Origin of the sequence: Aureicoccus marinus (assembly GCF_002954325.1) — a bacterium.
GTDB classification, from domain to species: Bacteria; Bacteroidota; Bacteroidia; order Flavobacteriales; family Flavobacteriaceae; genus Aureicoccus; species Aureicoccus marinus.
On record NZ_MQVX01000001.1, the window covers coordinates 801,440 to 817,991 of the forward strand.

Here is a 16,552-nt window from a genome sequence, read left to right on the forward strand (position 1 = left end):
TAAGCTGTGAATTATGAGGATATTAACAAAATAAATCACCTAATTCCCTGTTAAAAAGAGAATAATGAAAATATATTGGCCTTAGAACCATTTACGTGTAAACAGCCCCGTAAGGGTTTTTGGGCTGACCGTTACGATAAATCGAATGCGGGTTCCGTAATCTGGCTGAGCAATTTCCCAACCGAGGTTAGAGTAAAGAGGAAAGTAAAGCTCAAAGTAGTCTGTCACTAAATTTAAGCGAACACCAGAATCATAGATAAAACGCGTGCCGCCCGGATTGTCCGATGCAAAACCGAGATCTCCATACAGTTCAATCCATCTCCAGAGATTAAAACTGCCGTTTGTGGCGACCAGCCAATCGTTAGCAAAGGCATCCTCAAAGCGGGATTTAAATCCACCTTCTGCGATAATGATCTGCTGGCTTACCAGTCCAGTTGCCTCTGATCTTCCAAGGTAATCCAGATCAAAAAGGTAGTCTGTCGGGCGGTCCAAGGCAAAACTGAAGAAATCAGAATTGGTTTGATTTCTCAAGAACTTTCCAGCGTACAACCTCAGGTTGATCTGCCTATTGTTCTGAAACAAGCGTCGGAATTCCCATTCAAAGGAAACCTTGGTAAAGTCTCTGGAATACTGAAAGTCCAGTTCCATGGACTTGAAATTGATGATGTCGTTGTCTCTGTTGATGTAGCGCACATTAAAGACGCTGTAGTCTGGATCCGTATCGATCTCATTGGCAATGGCAGGATCAATGTTCCGGAAGACATTTCGCCATCGGGCGTTTAAGAATTGCCGTTTGTTAGAAATGAGGTCTCCTGGGCGCCAACCGAAACTTACCGAAGGGGTGATGGTGGTGTAGCGTGAATTGGTCTGGAAGTGAGAAGTACCCCCTCCAATGGAGTAATTGGAAACAAAAAGACCACTTTTTCCATGGTATTTACGGTACGAGAATCCACCCCCTCCAACAAGTGTTCTTTCTAAGAAGGAATAGGTCGGAGCGATGTCAAAGCGAAATTGTCTTTCCAAGAAGGTCTTGTTGTACAAACGAATCCCTGGGGTAATACCATCGTAGATGTTGTAGTTCGCGATGGGAACGTAAAAGAACTGATTGTAGTAGGGGTTTTCGGTGTCCTTGAAGAATTGGAAACGGATTTTCTTGTTGCTCGAAAGAAATCCACCCAAGGACTTCCAGTTATCACGCTGGTTGAATTCGGGAATTACTTTGTTGTAGTTCAACACCAATCGCTCTTCTCCCTTTTTGGGAATGCTAAAGCGCTTTACAGAATCAAAACCGGAGAACCAGTATTTAGAAACAACAGAATCCCCTTGGAGACCGAAAAGGGAAATAGGCACAGGGGTTCCCCTTTTGTTTTTGAGAGTTACCCGAATAGAATCTTCTCCTTGCTCGACTTTTTTGATTCGGTAATCAATCTTTTTACGGGTTTGTACGTACTCGGTAAAGAACCAGTCCAAATCTTTATCGGAGACTTTCCGCAGAATACGTTCATAGTCTTTTGCAGAGCTGATGGGCAAGCCTTTTCGCTCGCGAACGAACTCTTGAATGGAAGCTTCTACTTTGTCTTTTCCAATATAATCGGCGACATAAGCCAAGCCTAAACCGGCTTTGTAACCGCTAGCAATTTTTTGGTTAAGCTTAATAAGCGAGTCATTGGGAGTGCTTAGGGCCTGGTCCAAATTGCTTCGTACCGAAAGCATATGCAACAAATTGTACTGGTCGTTAAAGCCCATTTTTGCCAAATTAAAACTGCGAAAACCCCAGACCTTGGAGAGCTTGCCCAGCCATTTTTGATCGGGGTAGTGCTCTTCTACAAACCGAATCATCAGGTAGTTCGTTAGTCCGTCAAAAACCCACTTATCGGCTCGTGGATCCATATGAATGGTTTCTCTCAGGTAGGTTCTCAGGGCTGTTTTCAGAAACTTCATCTCGTATTGAAAGCGAGCTTCATAGGGACGAACGAAGGAAGGAAGCTGGTTGATTCCATAAAGCGGGTACCGATTATAGTCCATCTCACTAACCAGCAGGTGGTCATGTGGATATTCACCCAGGTACTCCTCAAGAAAATCTGCGATTCGAATAATACTGGCACCTTGTTCCGGTGAGTTGTATTTTTTGGCTTCGATGTCAGAAACCACTCTTAGTTTCGGTGTTAAGTGAGTGGTGAAGTTGTTTTCTAGCGTTAAAAACAGCTCACAATTCAGGACACCTTTTTCTTTAAGAATGACTTGCTTGCCCTGAGGAAACTCTGATTCACTCCCTAATTTATAGTTGCTGTTCAAATACAGCTGCTTCGGAAAGATGACCTGCACTTCGCTTTCTGCGGTCTGCTCGGTGTAGAGATCGTCCAGGTTTTTATTGGAATATTTATGCCATCCATCACGATAGGCGAGTGGACTGAAATACCAATCCTTCAGATAGAGTTCGCCGTTATCCTTATACCCATAGCCCGAAAAGCGAGTATCCGGCAGTTTTAGGTTGTAGGTAAAATGAATTTTGATGGAATCTCCCGGAGCAAGAGCCTCGGGTAAGATGACTTTAAACAAATCCTCTTCCTTGGCGTATTCCCATTTTAAGCCTTTGTAGTTTTTAGCAACAATACTGATGATGTCTGTAGAGCCTCTGTCGCGTTGACGCGCTAAGTGCAGGCCTCGGTTGAATTCTTCCGAAAAACGCTTAGATAGAGGAGTACGCTTACTGGAGTAGGAATTGTTCCAATCGTAAAACCAGATTTCTTCAAGGGGGTCTTCGCTCTGGTTTACGTATAGGTAATGCTGCTGAACGGCAATACTTTCTTCTTCTGGAATAATCTTGGCAAATACAGAGTTGGTATGCTGTGCACTTACATTGTGCAGCATGAAGAAGACCATCCCAAAAAGTAGCGCTTTGGATCTGTGCATTAAAAGTTCGGGCTAAGGTTACGACCCTTGTAGAAGGAATCAATAATGGAAACGACTTCTTCGGCAGAATCCACTAGGCGAATTAAATCCAAGTCTTCCGGACTGATGGTTCCCCAGCTCACCATAGTGTTTTTGATCCAATCGAGTAAACCACCCCAGTATTCACTTCCGACCAGAATAATAGGGAAGCGTGCAATTTTATGGGTTTGGATTAAGGTAATGGCCTCAAAGAGTTCGTCTAGGGTTCCAAAACCTCCGGGCATCACCACAAATCCTTGGGAATACTTGACGAACATCACCTTGCGAACAAAAAAGTAGTCGAAGTCAATGCTCTTGTCTGAATTGATGTAAGGATTGTTGTGTTGTTCAAATGGCAGATCGATATTTAGGCCCACAGAAATCCCTTGGGCAGCGTCTGCCCCTCGGTTACCCGCTTCCATGATTCCCGGTCCACCGCCCGTAATTACACCGTATCCTGCTTCTGCAATCCTTTTAGCGATTTCTACCGTCAATTGGTAGTATTTAGCATCCTGAGGAGTTCGGGCAGAACCAAAAATGGAAACACAAGGGCCAATCAAACTCATTTTTTCGAATCCGTTGACGAATTCTCCCATGATTTTAAAAAGGGCCCAGGAATCGTTGGTTTTGATGGCATTCCATCCTTTGTGGTGTTGTTCCGCGCTCATATTCTTTCCTTATTCTTGTAGTACTTTGGAGCTTTTAGAGACCTGAAGCTCATTCTTTAGAAACTTTGCCGTGTGGCTTTTATTGTTCTTGACCAGAGCCTCAGGCGTGCCTTTAGCAATGATCTGGCCGCCCCCCTGACCACCTTCCGGTCCTACATCAAATATGTAATCAACCATTTTAATCACGTCCAGGTTGTGTTCAATGATCAGTACTGTATTGCCTTTGTCGACTAGCCGGTTTAGAACTTCCATCAATACCCGAATATCTTCAAAGTGTAGCCCGGTAGTGGGTTCGTCTAGAATGTAAAAGGTATTTCCTGTATCTCGCTTCGAGAGTTCCGTGGCCAACTTGACCCGTTGTGCTTCCCCACCAGAGAGGGTAGTGGACTGCTGCCCTAGGGTAATATAACCCAAGCCGACATCCTGAATAGTCTTCAGTTTTCGATAGATCTTTGGGATGTGCTCAAAAAAGTCAACGGCCTCATTCATGGTCATTTCTAACACATCAGAAATGGACTTTCCTTTGTAACGTATCTCGAGAGTTTCTCGGTTGAAACGCTTACCGCGACAAGTCTCGCACTCCACATAAACATCGGGCAGAAAATTCATCTCGATGACCTTTAATCCACCCCCCATACAGGTTTCGCAACGACCTCCTGTCACATTGAAACTAAATCTTCCGGGTTTGTACCCGCGAATTGTCGCTTCTGTAGTCTTAGCGAAAAGGCTGCGAATTTCACTAAACACTCCGGTATAGGTGGCCGGGTTAGAACGGGGAGTACGGCCGATAGGGGATTGATTGATGTCAATCACTTTATCGAGATGTTCCAGACCAGAAATCTTTTGATAGGGCAGAGGTGCCTTTACCCCATTGAAAAAATGGTTGTTCAAAATCGGGTAGAGTGTTTCGTTGATGAGCGTAGATTTACCACTTCCGGAAACACCGGTGACGCCAATCATTTTACCCAGAGGTATCTTGATGGATACGTCTTTGAGGTTGTTTCCTGTACATCCCTGTAAATGCAACCACTTTCCGTTGCCCTTTCGGCGCTTTTTCGGGACCTCAATGGCCTTTCGTTCGAAGAGGTAATCGGAGGTCAGTGTCGTACTGTTCTCTAATTCAGAAGGCGTGCCTTCCGAAATGATTTCTCCCCCGTGTTTCCCTGCCTTTGGACCAATATCGATCACGTGGTCGGCGTGCAGAATCATGTCCTTATCGTGTTCCACGACCAATACCGAATTTCCGATATCCCTCAGAGATTCCAAGGATTCAATCAGGCGCGCATTGTCGCGTTGGTGCAAGCCAATACTCGGTTCGTCCAGAATATAGAGTACCCCGACAAGTTGGGAGCCAATCTGAGTTGCCAAGCGAATACGCTGGGCTTCCCCTCCAGATAAGGACTTGGATGGACGATTAAGGGACAAATAGTCCAGACCGACATTCAAAAGAAAGCCCAATCGGGTTCGAATTTCTTTTAGGATCTCCAGTGCGATGACCTTCTGCTGGGGGTTTAATCGATCTTCGAGGGTGTCAAAGAAGTGCTTGAGGCCAATCAAATCCATTTGGGCCAACTCGGCAATATTCTTTTCGGCAATTTTGAAGTACAGGGCTTCCTTCTTCAGCCGGGTCCCTCGGCATTCTGGGCACTCGATTTCGTCCATATAATCCTTGGCCCAACGCTTTATGGATGAAGAAGCGGAATCTTTGAATTGTTGCTGAATAAAGGATTCAATTCCTTCATAATCGATTTTATAATCCCGGGTTACTCCAAGCGTCTTGGAGCTGACCGAGAACTTTTCTTTGCCGCCTTTTAAGATGACTTCCAGGGCTTCTTCCGGAATTTTGACAAGGGGATCATCCAAGGAAAACCCATACCGCTTCCCGATGGTTTCGAGCTGTTTAAAGGCCCAGGATTTTTTGTAGGGACCTAGTGGAGCGATACCACCGTCCTTTATGGAAAGGCTGTTATCGGGAATGATTTTTGCAGGATTGATTTGGTGCACATGCCCCAGACCATCGCATTCTGGGCACATTCCCTTGGGCGAATTAAAGGAGAAGGTATTGGGTTCCGGACTTGGGTAAGAAATACCACTGCTCGGACACATGAGGTCTCGACTAAAATAACGGGGCTCCGAACCTTGATCATCCAGGACCATGAGCACGTTGTCCCCTGTACTCATGGCGGTTTGAATCGAAGCTGCAATGCGTTTGGTGTTTTCTTCTCCGGTTTTGACCTGCAGTCGGTCGACTACAATTTCAATATCGTGGGTTTTGTACCGGTCGAGCTTCATCCCATTTTCAATGTCCCGGATTTCGCCGTCAACCCGAACTTTGACATAGCCCTGTTTAGCAATTTGCTGGAAAAGTTCACGGTAATGCCCTTTTCTGGCCTTAATAACCGGAGCCAGAATCTGAATGCGTTGATCCATATAAGAGGATTGGATCAAATCGAGAATCTGCTCGTCGGTATAGCTCACCATCTTCTCGCCAGTCACATAACTGTAGGCTTCGCCCGCTCTGGCGTAGAGGAGCCTCAAAAAATCATAGAGTTCCGTTATCGTTCCCACGGTGGAGCGGGGAGAGCGCGAGGTGGTTTTTTGTTCAATCGCAATCACCGGAGAAAGCCCATCGATTTTGTCAACATCAGGGCGTTCCATACTGCCTAAGAACTGTCTTGCATAGGCCGAGAAGGTTTCGATGTAGCGACGTTGTCCTTCGGCATAGATGGTATCAAATGCCAAAGAAGACTTACCACTGCCTGAAAGCCCGGTAATGACGACAAGCTTATCGCGTGGAATGGTAAGATCAATATTTTTAAGATTGTGGGTTCTTGCTCCACGAATCTCAATTTCTTCTTCAAAAGACTTGGAGTTCTTCATAGCAGAACTGCTAAATTAAGGCATTTCGGACGGAGAGTGTATGTTTGTAGAAAAATCAAAACAAGATGAAATTATTGGGCGTGGGCTCTCGAATTCAGCACCCTGAATGGGGCAAAGGGGTAGTGACGGATGTTAGTCAAAAGCACTATTGGGTCACCTTTATAGATCATGGACTGGAAACCATAGGGTTGGATGATTCTTTTGAAGTTTTAGAAGCCGTTCAAGACGATGTGGACCGCGTTAGTCTTTTTGAAATGGAACAAGCCCTTTTGGGCATCCTTAAAAAATGGAACGGGCTGGGCGAAGTAGTGCCTATCGGAGACAAATGGAAAGGCGGAACAATGACGCTGCAACCCGGGGATGCCTCGCTGAGCGCTAAAGAAATACCAGTAGACACCTTCTTCCATAAAATTGTCATGTTGCGAGATCGCATCCGTGTTTTGGAACAGAAAATAAACTCCAATAAGAACTTGGAAGAGCAAGAAAAGATCGACTTGCAACAATACATTACGCGTATTTACGGAAGCTTAACGACTTTTAATGTGCTCTTTAAACTCAAAAGTCAACAATTTGTAGGGGAAAAGTCCAAATAGGTTCTAACTCGCTAATGCAGAACGGTGGTGCAACCTTTTTTTGGTCAGGGTACAGTGACCGTGTTGGCAGAGTACACCATAACGTCGCTTGCTGTCCCAGATAAACCAGTCGCAGCCGGCATATTTCTTTTTAATATGTCGACTTAAGAGGGGAATGATGTCGTAACGGGGATGCAATTCCGCACACCAGAGGGTTTCGTTGGTCTTGCGCAATTGAAGCTCTTTCTCGTGGCGTACTTTTTCATTTTGAACTTCACTCGCCGCTTTTTCCAAGGCTTTGTGTACTTCGGGGTCCATGGGCCTTGCTGAATCTACCTGGCTCAGAAAATTGAAGAGGGCCTGATTGAGGTATTTCTTTTCGGCCAAATAGGCAAAATAGGCGATACGAGCAGAGGGCTTTTTGTTCTTATCCAGTTCATGCCAAAGTTGACGAGCAATCGACTGATTAGCCAGGATGTACTTGGTCGTTTTAAAAATGGAGGTCTGTTCTGCTTGCCCTCTTTGCAAAGCGACCTCTTGGCTGTTGTTCATCTTTCTTCGGTGCCAAATGGCCGTCAGAAATCCATTAAAACTACCATCGTACGATAAGTGCAATACAGACTTATTTGAATTGAAGTCTTTTTGTTGTCTCAGTTGAACTTGAGATGTTCCGATAGGCATACTATTTCTGTTCATCATCTTGGAATTTGGTCAAAAGTATGGAAATAATCCAAATTATGGAAATAATCCTTGAAGATGGATTTAATCCATTTTTTGTTACTTTTGAATTCATATTCTAGTTAAATGGGAGAAAAAGACATTAGTGCACAGCGGTTTTCGGAGCTAAGAAGAAGTCTTGGACATACACAGGCCCAGTTTGCCGAGCTTCTAGCGATAGGCCCCACGACGGCTGATATAGAAAGGGGTAAAACCAAATTGTCCGGAAAAGTGGTGATGGAGTTGTTGCGCCAATTTAATATTAATCCTCTTTGGTTATACGGCCTGAGTAATGAACAATACGCACAGCCCAAGTCGGCAGATGTCTTGCCCAAAGTGGTGACGGTAGATTCCTCGGACCGGGAGAATATGGTTTTGGTCAATGCGAAAGCCGCTGCAGGATATCCTCAGAATATTGCAGACACCAGCTGGTATGAGCAATTACCGGCCTTTGATCTCCCCATTCCGGAATTTCGAAACGCCACCTACAGAGGTTTTCAAGTAGAGGGGGACAGTATGCTTCCCAGTTTGAGACCGGGTGATTGGGTGATGTCCCGAGCGGTTGAACATATTGATCAGGTGAGCCCAGGTCGTATGTATGTAGTTGTTTTGCAAGACGCCGTTTTGGTGAAGAAAATTGAAAGACCACCCAACTCAAATAATATTAGATTGGTTTCGCTCAACGAGCATTATCCGCCTTATGAGATTAAAGCCTTTTTAATTCAGGAACTGTGGGAAGTGAGTAGCAAACTGACCTTTCAGCTGGACACCACAAGTGAAAGCGCCTTACTGAAGCAGTTACAGCAGTCCATGGTTGATCTGAAAGCAGAACTCAATCGGGCAAAAGCCTAGTCTTACCAATAAAGCGCAGGAATATCTTCTTTCTTGGAATAACTCTCTACCGGTCCCATGCCAAGTGTTACAGGACCAATCTTATGACTTTTTGGTAGAAAAGTTCCCGTCTGTGTGACGAGCCAATCGTCCCAGCTTGCTTCCAGGCCTCCAATGGGAAGAATATTTACCCACATCAAATAGGCGCGTGGGTATCCATCATCATTTAAAAGCCACAAATAGCTATCACCGGGCGTACTGCCCCCTGTGCGGTAAGTTACCAACAGGGCTTTTTCTCCTTCCCATTCTACTAAGCGTCTTTCAGTTCCGGGATCGAATACCTTATAGGGCGCAACAAGCCAAAAGGAATCGTTATTGAACAAGTCTGTCGCCGTTTCAACCACTTCCTTTTTTTCGTCTCCTTCCAAGGATTTCCCATTTTTCCAGGCTTTAGATTTGGATGGGTTAGAAAGGAAGAGCTTTGCGCGTTGTTCCTGCCACTGCATCCACACGACCCCCATTTCTTTATCCCAGAGGTAGCGGTTTTCGCCCCCGCGATAACTCCACTTTAAAAATCGTGTTTGCTCATAAATGGTATCATTTAAAGCATTCAGCATTTTGATGGCTAAACCGTCAGCTTGGGGCCCGGAGATCCCTGCGGTACAGGTTTACTGAGGAACCAGGGAAGGCTCAAAAGGAGACCTAATAAAATAAGCAAAACGATGCCGAATAACTTAAGCTTCTTTTTCATCGAGGTAGTGTTTTACAGCTTTAGCAAGTAAAGGGGCTGCATTCTCGTCCTTTCTAAACCAAAGCTCAGGTTCAATTAATTCTATTTCTGCCAGTGCCCAATGACCTGCGTTGTCTTTGAAGAGGTCCACTCGTGCATACACCGCTTCAAATGGGCAGGCCTTGACGACATTCATGGCTATTAGCTGTTCTTCCTTTGTCGGGCGACACTCGTACAGACTGCCGCCAAAGTCATCCTGTACCCGAAAATCTCCTGATTTCGCTTTTTTAAGTACGGCATGACTGTAGTCACCTCCAAAAACCATGTAACTTCTTTCGCCCTCCAGAGGCACATGGATTTGAAATTCCTGAAGTAAAAAGTCATGGGAAGCAATTAGTTCTTGGTAGGTTTCTTCATAAGAGGCCAATTCCTCCGGCTCAATGAGATAGGTGTGATAAGCACCTCCAGAAATACAAGGCTTGAGGACACAGCGTTTATCGGAAGCACCTCCCTTTTGAAGCTGTTGATAGTGTTCCTGTAAGCTTTTCTTATTGCCTTTTTTTAACAAAACAGTATTAGGGATGCGAATACCCTTTTCTTTAAGTTCCAGCAAATAGTGCTTGTCCAGGTTCCATTCAATTAGCTCTGCTGAATTGATTAGCTGACATTGCGTTCGAACCGATTGAAGCCAACCCTTGAACTCGTCAATTCGAGTAAAATAGTCCCAAGTGGCCCGAAACAAAGCGGTTTTCGTGGAGCTCCAGTCAAAGTCGGGATCATCCCAGGCCTTTCGGACGACACGCAGACCCAGCCCTTCCAAAGCTGTCTTGAGCAAAGCATCTTCGGTCATTATGTTTTGAACCAGATGATCTGGGTCTTCGGGTTGTAAGTAGTCGCTTTTATTGAGCAAAACAACATCCCATTCTTTCATAGTTGGCGTTTAGAAGGTAGCAAAGTTAGGAGGGAAAGGCTCAAAAGCCAACGGCTTTATCATCTCCGCGTGGATCCGCCCCTCCTTCGAGCTGCCCATTGGGAAGCACCCGGATGGCGTCCACTTTTCCGATAATTCTAGTTCTTCCTTCGTTAATAATGTACCCTTTACTTTTAAGTAAGGTGATGGTTTCTGTCGAAATGGTGTTAGGCTCAAACATCAATAAGTCGGGGACACCTTGGTGGTGAATTCGGGGAGCATTTACAGCCTCTTGCATACTCATTCCGTGCTCATATACATTGAGAATGGTCTGAGCTACCGCCGTTATAATCGTGGAGCCGCCAGGGGTACCGACCACCAGCCAAAGCTTTCCGTTTTGTTCAACAATGGTAGGGGTCATGCTGCTCAACATTCTCTTTTCTGGCGCAATGCTGTTGGCCTCGGCTCCTACGAGTCCAAACATGTTGGGGACTCCTGGTTTAGCGCTAAAGTCATCCATTTCGTTATTCAAAAAGAACCCGAGGGGAGCGCAGTACAATTTGGATCCGTAGGCTCCATTGAGGGTTGTCGTTACAGATACGGAATTGCCAAAGGGATCAACAATAGAGTAGTGGGTTGTTTCATCCGATTCGACCACTTCAATATTGCCATAAGTCACATCTGCAGAGGGGGTAGCTCGATCAAAGCTAAATCCTTTCATGCGGTCTTTCAGGTACTTTTTGTCTAAGAGGGTTTCTTTTGGAATGCTTACAAAATCAGGATCTCCCAAAAAGTAATTTCGATCCGCATAGGCTCTTCTTGCGGCCTCAGAGAAAAGTTGAATGCTTGCGGCTGAATTATGGCCCATTTTCCGGAGATTGTAAGGCTCCATCATCCCCAATATTTGTCTCATAGTCATCCCTCCACTGCTGGGCGGACTCATGGAGATGACCCTTAATTTTTTATAGTCAAAAACCACGGGGTCTCGCCAAACAGCTTCATAGCGAGCAAGATCTTCTTCTGTTATAAAGCCTCCTTGTTCCTGCATAAAAGCCGCTAACTCTTTGGCCATATCCCCCTTATAAAACTCATCAGGCCCGTTTTTGGCGATCCGGCGAAAGGTATTTAGCAGGGCCGGGTAGAACAGAGTATCTCCGGCTTTTACGTTTTCGAAATGTGCAGTATTATCTCCATTGACCTCTCTAAACACCTCCTGAACACGGCCTAGACGAGCTGCTTGCTTTTCTGTTGCGGGAACCCCTTTTTCCAGTAATGCAATGACGGGTTCCAGTAATTCCTCCCATGGAAGACTTCCAAATCGCTCATGAACGGCTTTCATTCCTGCCAGCGTTCCGGGTACACCAACCGCTGTCGCCCCTTTGGTACTCATCTCGGGAATTACATTACCCAAGGAATCCAGATACATGTCTTTATGGGCTGCAAGAGGAGCTTTTTCTCGGTAATCCAAACCACCTGTTTGTCCATCGGCCAATCGAAAAACCATAAATCCACCTCCACCAATATTTCCTGCGAAAGGATAGGTGACGGCCAGCGCGAGTTCAGTTCCGACCATGGCATCAAAGGCGTTTCCTCCTTTTTCCATAATACTGACTCCAACGGCGGCCGCTTCTTCTCTGGCGGCCACGACCATAGCCTGTTTACTGACCAGCCCTGTAGGTTTAGAAGGAATAATTTTAGGCCCGCAAGCCGTAAAAAGGATTAGTACTCCGAGGTAAATGAGTCTCCGCATAGTTCTTCGAGTTTCTTCTGCGAAAAGGTAATCAAATCCGCAAAAAGGGCGAAGAAGTCGCCTTCAAAAGCGCTGTAGTTTTTCCGTAGATCTCGAGTAGCCATTAACATATTGGATCGCCCTTTGGTTCTGCGATCTAGCCCCCCAAAGGCTTCTTCCAAGCCATCCCATTCCCGGTAGTTCAAGAGCCAGTCTTGCGCTTTGATATACGGTAAAATATGCTGTGTCTTCTCCGGGAGAAGCTCGAAATTTTCTTCCAGGTGCTGGTAAAAATCCTGGGTATACCGTTCCAAAGGAATATCGGAATACTGATCCCAATGTACCGCCAGAAAATGATCGTAGAAGATATCGACGATCACTCTGGAGTAGTGGCCCTGTGTTGCATGTAGAAGTTTGCTGCTTGCTCTTGCCGCAGGGTGACTGTCGGTATAGCTGTCAATTGCTCGATGAAGCATGATGCCTTGCTGTACCCCCTTAGGAAAGTGACTGATCCGATTCCCTTTAATGTGATCAGCAAAGAAGTTACCGAGGACAATTTCCTTTTGGTCAAAAGACAAGTAAATGTGAGCGAGAAAATTCACTGGATGAAATTACAAAGACCCTTCCTCATCCGCTACCCAAGCCCTTATATTTGTAAAAATTTTTACCAATTTCATGACACTGATCAAATCCATCTCAGGAATTCGAGGAACTATCGGAGGACCTCCAGCAGATAATCTTACCCCTTTGGATGCTGTCAAGTTCGCTGCCGCTTACGGTACTTGGCTAAAAGCCAGAATCCTTCGAAAGAAAAACTCATCGTTGTTGTTGGTCGGGATGCGCGCTTATCCGGGCGAATGATTCAGAACTTGGTTATGGAAACCCTGGTTGGATTGGGTATTTCTATAATTGACCTCGGGCTTTCGACTACCCCAACGGTCGAAATTGCAGTACCTCTGGAGAAAGCAGATGGAGGGATCATCCTCACCGCCAGCCATAACCCTAAGCAATGGAATGCCTTGAAACTCCTGAACCAAAAAGGAGAATTTCTGGATGGAGTTGAAGGTCAGAAAATTCTGGAAATTGCAGAACAGGAAGATTTCGTCTTTGCTGAAGTCGATGAACTGGGAGATCGGGTGACCAATGATGCTTACCTGGATATCCACGTGGACGAAGTTCTCGCTCTGGATTGGGTTGAAGCAGAAGAAATTCGCAAAGCAGGATTTAAAGTCGTTGTTGACGGGGTAAACAGCACAGGAGGCTGGGCGATTCCTAAGTTGTTGAAGGCATTGGGTGTTGAAGTGGTGGAATTGTATTGTGAGCCAACCGGGCATTTCCCGCATAATCCAGAGCCTCTGAAGGAGCATCTGGGAGATATCTGTGCCAAAGTAGTAGAGGAAAAGGCTGATTTTGGAATTGTTGTAGATCCCGATGTGGATCGATTGGCATTCATCAGTAACGAAGGGGAAATGTTCGGGGAAGAGTACACCCTGGTCGCTTGTGCAGATTATATTCTGAGTAAAAATCCTGGCCCAACCGTTTCTAACCTTTCTTCCTCAAGAGCCTTACGCGATGTGACGCGACAGCACGGTCAGGAGTACTACGCTGCCGCAGTAGGAGAGGTTAATGTGGTCACAAAAATGAAGGAAGTCGGGGCGGTCATCGGAGGCGAAGGCAATGGAGGAATCATTTATCCTGCGAGTCATTATGGCCGGGATGCTTTGGTAGGGACGGCACTTTTCTTGATGCTTTTGATTGAAAAGAAGATGAGTGTAGCGGATCTACGGGCCTCCTATCCGGCCTATTACATGAGTAAAAAGAAAATTCAGCTCACCCCGGAATTGGATGTGGATGGAATTCTAAAGTCCATTTTGAGCGCTACAAAAAGGAGGAAATCAGTACGATTGATGGCGTTAAAATCGATTTTGCGGAAAACTGGGTACATTTACGGAAGTCCAATACCGAACCTATTATCCGCATTTATACGGAGGCCCAATCCCAAGAGGCCGCTGATGAGCTCGCGGATCGTTTTATTGAAGAATTGAGTCAATTGGCTGGACTGGCTTAGCAGGCTTCATCCAAACAAGTAAAGAATCCTTGATGGCGGATTCTTCTTCCCAGAGGATAAAGTGATTTTTGTCAGGCATGGTCCAGGTTCGTATGGAACGAGCCGAAGACATTTCTTTTTCCATAAAGGGAACATTGGAGTAGGGCACCAGCATATCTTCTGTTCCGTGGATCAGGTAGACCTCCTGCGTAACTTCTTTAAGCTTAGGAGCAAGGTCATACAGATCTTCTTTTAGCATCCAGAGTTCTTCGTTTGAAGTCCGTAAAGAACCGGGAACATAGTATTTAAGAGGAAAGGCCTTTATAGGGATTCTCCATTTTTCTGGCTTTTCAGCCGCAGGATCAAGGGAGCCGGCGACCACAACCAGCCGCTCAAATACATCTTGACCTTTAATGCCCATAGCCACCGTCAAGGGCCCCCCGTAGGAATGCCCCATGAGGGTAAATCCTTTTTGGTTATCTATACTTCGGGCAAACTGCGTCAGGAGTTCGGCTTGTTGATTCAGGTTCATGCTGGAGCCAAATGAAGTAAAACCAAAGCCAGGGCGATCAACCGCGACCAAACGAAACTGCTCTGCAAGAACAGGGTCGCTTAGGTAGGTTTTGTAAGCGTCCCAGGCACCCGGGGACCCGTGAAGCATCAGCAAGGTGTGAGCGGTGGGGTCTCCTGTTTCTATGTAGTGCAGTTCATAGTCTCCCAAGACCGCTGTTTTGTCCTGAAAGGAAATGCCATTGGATTCAAAGTAAACCGCCGTTTCTTCTGGTGCCATGCGCATACGCATACAACTGTCCGAGAAAAAGGGGAATATCAGGACAGGAAGTAAGAGGAGGTATCTTTTTTTAAATCGTCGGGTTGTACTCATGACTCTTCGCGTACAAAGGCATTGTAGTCTTTGGGATCTTTGTTTCTGTGTTTAAAGCGTTTATGGGTCCAAAGGTAGTATTGGGGTTGAGCTGCAATGGCTTCTTCTACTCGATCTAAGTAGGTGTTGGTAATCTCAAATCGTTCGGTATCCCGAGATCCTTCTTGTAGCATTTCGATCCGGCATTTGTAGTGCCCTCGTTTGACTTTTTCGACCCGCATAAAGAGCATAGGTAAATCCCAACGACGAGCGAGTTTTTCGGCTCCCGTATGAACAGGAACAGAAACCCCCATAAAGGAGCGCCAATAATCGGCTTTTATGGCCATGGGAGATTGGTCGCTGAGCATCCCGTAAATAGAAGGGATGTTGTTCTTTATGTTTTCTCCAACGATCTCTTTGGTTTCTGAAGTCGAAATGAGGCGAGTTCCCCACTTGCCTCGAATCCTTTTGGCCAGGCGATCAAAATAAGGATTGGCCAAGGGCTTGTAGATTCCAAAGGCTTTCAGGTTATGCACACGCCTATTCAGGGCCATACCCCATTCCCAACTCGCCAGGTGTCCACCGTTGAGAATAACCGAAACTCCATCTTTATCCATTTGCTCAAGAGGCCCTAAGTCTTCGACAAAGAAGCGTTTTTCCATCTCCTTAGTACTCATGCCAAGGGATTTGGCCATCTCAAGAAAGACATCGCACAAATGGCGATAAAATTCAACCTCAATTGCTTTTCTTTCAGCATCTGATTTTTCCGGAAAAGCCAAGGCCAGGTTCTCGACCACCACTTTTTTGCGGTATCCGAAGACGCGGTACAGCCAAAAATAAAGCAGATCCGATAACAGGTAAATAACCGAAAAAGGAAGTCTGGAAATCCCCCAAATGACAGGGTATACAAGGCAATAGACCAGTAGGGACATAGAAAAAAGTATGCACAAATATAGCTATATTTGAGGCCAAAAGACCCGCATGCCCTCTATCGAAATAGCCACTCTGGCGCTGATCCTTTTGAATGTGGTGGTGACCATGAAAGGATTTGGTGATTCTCGTTTTTTTGACCGGTATAAATTCCAGGTTGGTGCGATCAAGGCTCGCCAATGGGACCGCATGTTTACTTCCGGGTTCTTACACGTTGATAACCGTCATCTGTTATTTAATATGGTGACCTTGTATTTCTTTGCCAATGTCGTGATTTATGCCTTTGGAGATTGGCGGTTTTTATTGATTTACGGGGTTAGTCTTTTTACCGGGAGCCTTTTGGCCTTATCCTTCCACCGCAATGAGCCTTATTACAGTGCTGTGGGTGCGAGTGGTGCGGTTACAGGCATATTGTATTCGGCGATCTTGTTACAGCCTGACATGACCCTGGCCCTTATGTTCATTCCCATTCCCTTGCCGGCCTACGTGCTGGGGATTCTTTATTTGCTCTATTCCATTTACGGTATGAAAACCCGGGTAGGGAATATTGGGCATACCGCGCATTTTGGAGGCGCCATAGGGGGCTATGCAACCACCTTGGTTTTTTCGCCCTATTTACTTCAGACCGATACCTTTATCGTCCTCATTATGGCCGTTCCGATTGTCCTAATGTTTATTCTCGAACGCTTAGGGAAGCTGTAAGAAATATTGCGAATTACAGTAAGAAAATATCTATATTCTGAAT

Annotated in this window: 13 protein-coding genes and 1 pseudogene; 4 read left to right on the forward strand and 10 right to left on the reverse strand. The window is 45.7% G+C overall.

Annotated features, from left to right (window positions below; all coding sequences use genetic code 11):
* Positions 1 to 81: 81 nt before the first annotated feature.
* The 3 genes from BST99_RS03780 to uvrA are packed head-to-tail and all read right to left on the reverse strand — an operon-like array spanning position 82 to position 6,479.
* A complete protein-coding gene (locus BST99_RS03780) occupies positions 82 to 2,913 on the reverse strand; it encodes a gluzincin family metallopeptidase (protein WP_245916171.1) in 2,832 nt (943 codons plus the stop codon).
* Positions 2,913 to 3,599, reverse strand: a complete 687-nt coding sequence (locus BST99_RS03785; protein ID WP_105000613.1) for an LOG family protein — start codon at positions 3,597 to 3,599, stop codon at positions 2,913 to 2,915. The genes BST99_RS03780 and BST99_RS03785 overlap by 1 nt, the downstream gene beginning before the upstream one ends.
* A 9-nt stretch (positions 3,600 to 3,608) precedes the next feature.
* Positions 3,609 to 6,479 carry an excinuclease ABC subunit UvrA gene (gene uvrA / locus BST99_RS03790; protein ID WP_105000614.1) on the reverse strand — a complete coding sequence of 957 codons (2,871 nt, stop codon included), beginning with the start codon at positions 6,477 to 6,479 and terminating at the stop codon, positions 3,609 to 3,611.
* 65 nt (positions 6,480 to 6,544) lie between these two features.
* On the opposite strand from uvrA, the gene BST99_RS03795 reads away from it, so the two are divergent.
* Positions 6,545 to 7,072 (forward strand): hypothetical protein, encoded by a 528-nt coding sequence (locus BST99_RS03795; protein WP_105000615.1) that lies wholly within the window; start codon positions 6,545 to 6,547, stop codon positions 7,070 to 7,072.
* 3 nt (positions 7,073 to 7,075) lie between these two features.
* Here BST99_RS03795 and BST99_RS03800 read toward each other — a convergent pair whose 3' ends face one another.
* Entirely contained in the window at positions 7,076 to 7,750 is a 675-nt protein-coding gene (locus BST99_RS03800) for a DUF4130 domain-containing protein (RefSeq protein ID WP_105000616.1), read from the reverse strand.
* A 105-nt stretch (positions 7,751 to 7,855) separates the two neighbouring features.
* Here BST99_RS03800 and BST99_RS03805 point away from each other — a divergent pair, with 105 nt between their 5' ends.
* Positions 7,856 to 8,620, forward strand: coding sequence for a LexA family transcriptional regulator (locus BST99_RS03805; protein ID WP_105000617.1), 765 nt, complete (start codon positions 7,856 to 7,858; stop codon positions 8,618 to 8,620).
* 2 nt (positions 8,621 to 8,622) lie between these two features.
* On the opposite strand, the gene BST99_RS03810 is transcribed toward BST99_RS03805, so the two are convergent.
* From BST99_RS03810 to BST99_RS03825, 4 genes are all read right to left on the reverse strand, one after another.
* Positions 8,623 to 9,216, reverse strand: coding sequence for a hypothetical protein (locus tag BST99_RS03810; protein WP_105000618.1), 594 nt, complete (start codon positions 9,214 to 9,216; stop codon positions 8,623 to 8,625).
* Between the two features lie 117 nt (positions 9,217 to 9,333).
* The gene (locus tag BST99_RS03815; protein WP_105000619.1) at positions 9,334 to 10,260 is read right to left on the reverse strand and encodes an ATP-grasp domain-containing protein; all 927 of its coding nucleotides are present in this window, start codon (positions 10,258 to 10,260) and stop codon (positions 9,334 to 9,336) included.
* A 40-nt stretch (positions 10,261 to 10,300) separates the two neighbouring features.
* Positions 10,301 to 11,989: a gamma-glutamyltransferase gene (gene ggt, locus BST99_RS03820; protein WP_105000620.1), complete on the reverse strand. Its 1,689-nt coding sequence runs from the start codon at positions 11,987 to 11,989 to the stop codon at positions 10,301 to 10,303.
* On the reverse strand, positions 11,959 to 12,570 hold the full coding sequence (locus BST99_RS03825) for an acyl carrier protein phosphodiesterase (RefSeq protein WP_105000621.1): 612 nt from the start codon (positions 12,568 to 12,570) through the stop codon (positions 11,959 to 11,961). The genes ggt and BST99_RS03825 overlap by 31 nt, the downstream gene beginning before the upstream one ends.
* A 73-nt stretch (positions 12,571 to 12,643) precedes the next feature.
* On the opposite strand from BST99_RS03825, the pseudogene glmM reads away from it, so the two are divergent.
* A pseudogene (gene glmM / locus BST99_RS03830) lies at positions 12,644 to 14,036 on the forward strand (phosphoglucosamine mutase).
* On the opposite strand, the gene BST99_RS03835 reads toward glmM, so the two are convergent.
* Entirely contained in the window at positions 13,999 to 14,898 is a 900-nt protein-coding gene (locus BST99_RS03835) for an alpha/beta fold hydrolase (RefSeq protein ID WP_105000622.1), read from the reverse strand. The pseudogene glmM and the gene BST99_RS03835 overlap by 38 nt on opposite strands.
* The gene (locus BST99_RS03840; protein ID WP_105000623.1) at positions 14,895 to 15,809 is read right to left on the reverse strand and encodes a lysophospholipid acyltransferase family protein; all 915 of its coding nucleotides are present in this window, start codon (positions 15,807 to 15,809) and stop codon (positions 14,895 to 14,897) included. Before BST99_RS03840 ends, BST99_RS03835 begins: the two co-directional genes overlap by 4 nt.
* A gap of 49 nt (positions 15,810 to 15,858) precedes the next feature.
* Between BST99_RS03840 and BST99_RS03845 the strand changes: the two genes are divergently transcribed.
* Positions 15,859 to 16,509, forward strand: coding sequence for a rhomboid family intramembrane serine protease (locus tag BST99_RS03845; RefSeq protein ID WP_105000624.1), 651 nt, complete (start codon positions 15,859 to 15,861; stop codon positions 16,507 to 16,509).
* Positions 16,510 to 16,552: the final 43 nt, after the last annotated feature.

What these genes read in the sequence shown, in the direction of transcription:
- BST99_RS03780 (WP_245916171.1), bottom strand. Translation starts at nt 2,913, where the DNA reads ATGCACAGATCCAAAGCGCTACTTTTTGGGATGGTCTTCTTCATGCTG.
- BST99_RS03785 (WP_105000613.1), bottom strand. Translation starts at nt 3,599, where the DNA reads ATGAGCGCGGAACAACACCACAAAGGATGGAATGCCATCAAAACCAAC.
- uvrA (WP_105000614.1), bottom strand. Translation starts at nt 6,479, where the DNA reads ATGAAGAACTCCAAGTCTTTTGAAGAAGAAATTGAGATTCGTGGAGCA.
- BST99_RS03795 (WP_105000615.1), top strand. Translation starts at nt 6,545, where the DNA reads ATGAAATTATTGGGCGTGGGCTCTCGAATTCAGCACCCTGAATGGGGC.
- BST99_RS03800 (WP_105000616.1), bottom strand. Translation starts at nt 7,750, where the DNA reads ATGATGAACAGAAATAGTATGCCTATCGGAACATCTCAAGTTCAACTG.
- BST99_RS03805 (WP_105000617.1), top strand. Translation starts at nt 7,856, where the DNA reads ATGGGAGAAAAAGACATTAGTGCACAGCGGTTTTCGGAGCTAAGAAGA.
- BST99_RS03810 (WP_105000618.1), bottom strand. Translation starts at nt 9,216, where the DNA reads ATGCTGAATGCTTTAAATGATACCATTTATGAGCAAACACGATTTTTA.
- BST99_RS03815 (WP_105000619.1), bottom strand. Translation starts at nt 10,260, where the DNA reads ATGAAAGAATGGGATGTTGTTTTGCTCAATAAAAGCGACTACTTACAA.
- ggt (WP_105000620.1), bottom strand. Translation starts at nt 11,989, where the DNA reads ATGCGGAGACTCATTTACCTCGGAGTACTAATCCTTTTTACGGCTTGC.
- BST99_RS03835 (WP_105000622.1), bottom strand. Translation starts at nt 14,898, where the DNA reads ATGAGTACAACCCGACGATTTAAAAAAAGATACCTCCTCTTACTTCCT.
- BST99_RS03840 (WP_105000623.1), bottom strand. Translation starts at nt 15,809, where the DNA reads ATGTCCCTACTGGTCTATTGCCTTGTATACCCTGTCATTTGGGGGATT.
- BST99_RS03845 (WP_105000624.1), top strand. Translation starts at nt 15,859, where the DNA reads ATGCCCTCTATCGAAATAGCCACTCTGGCGCTGATCCTTTTGAATGTG.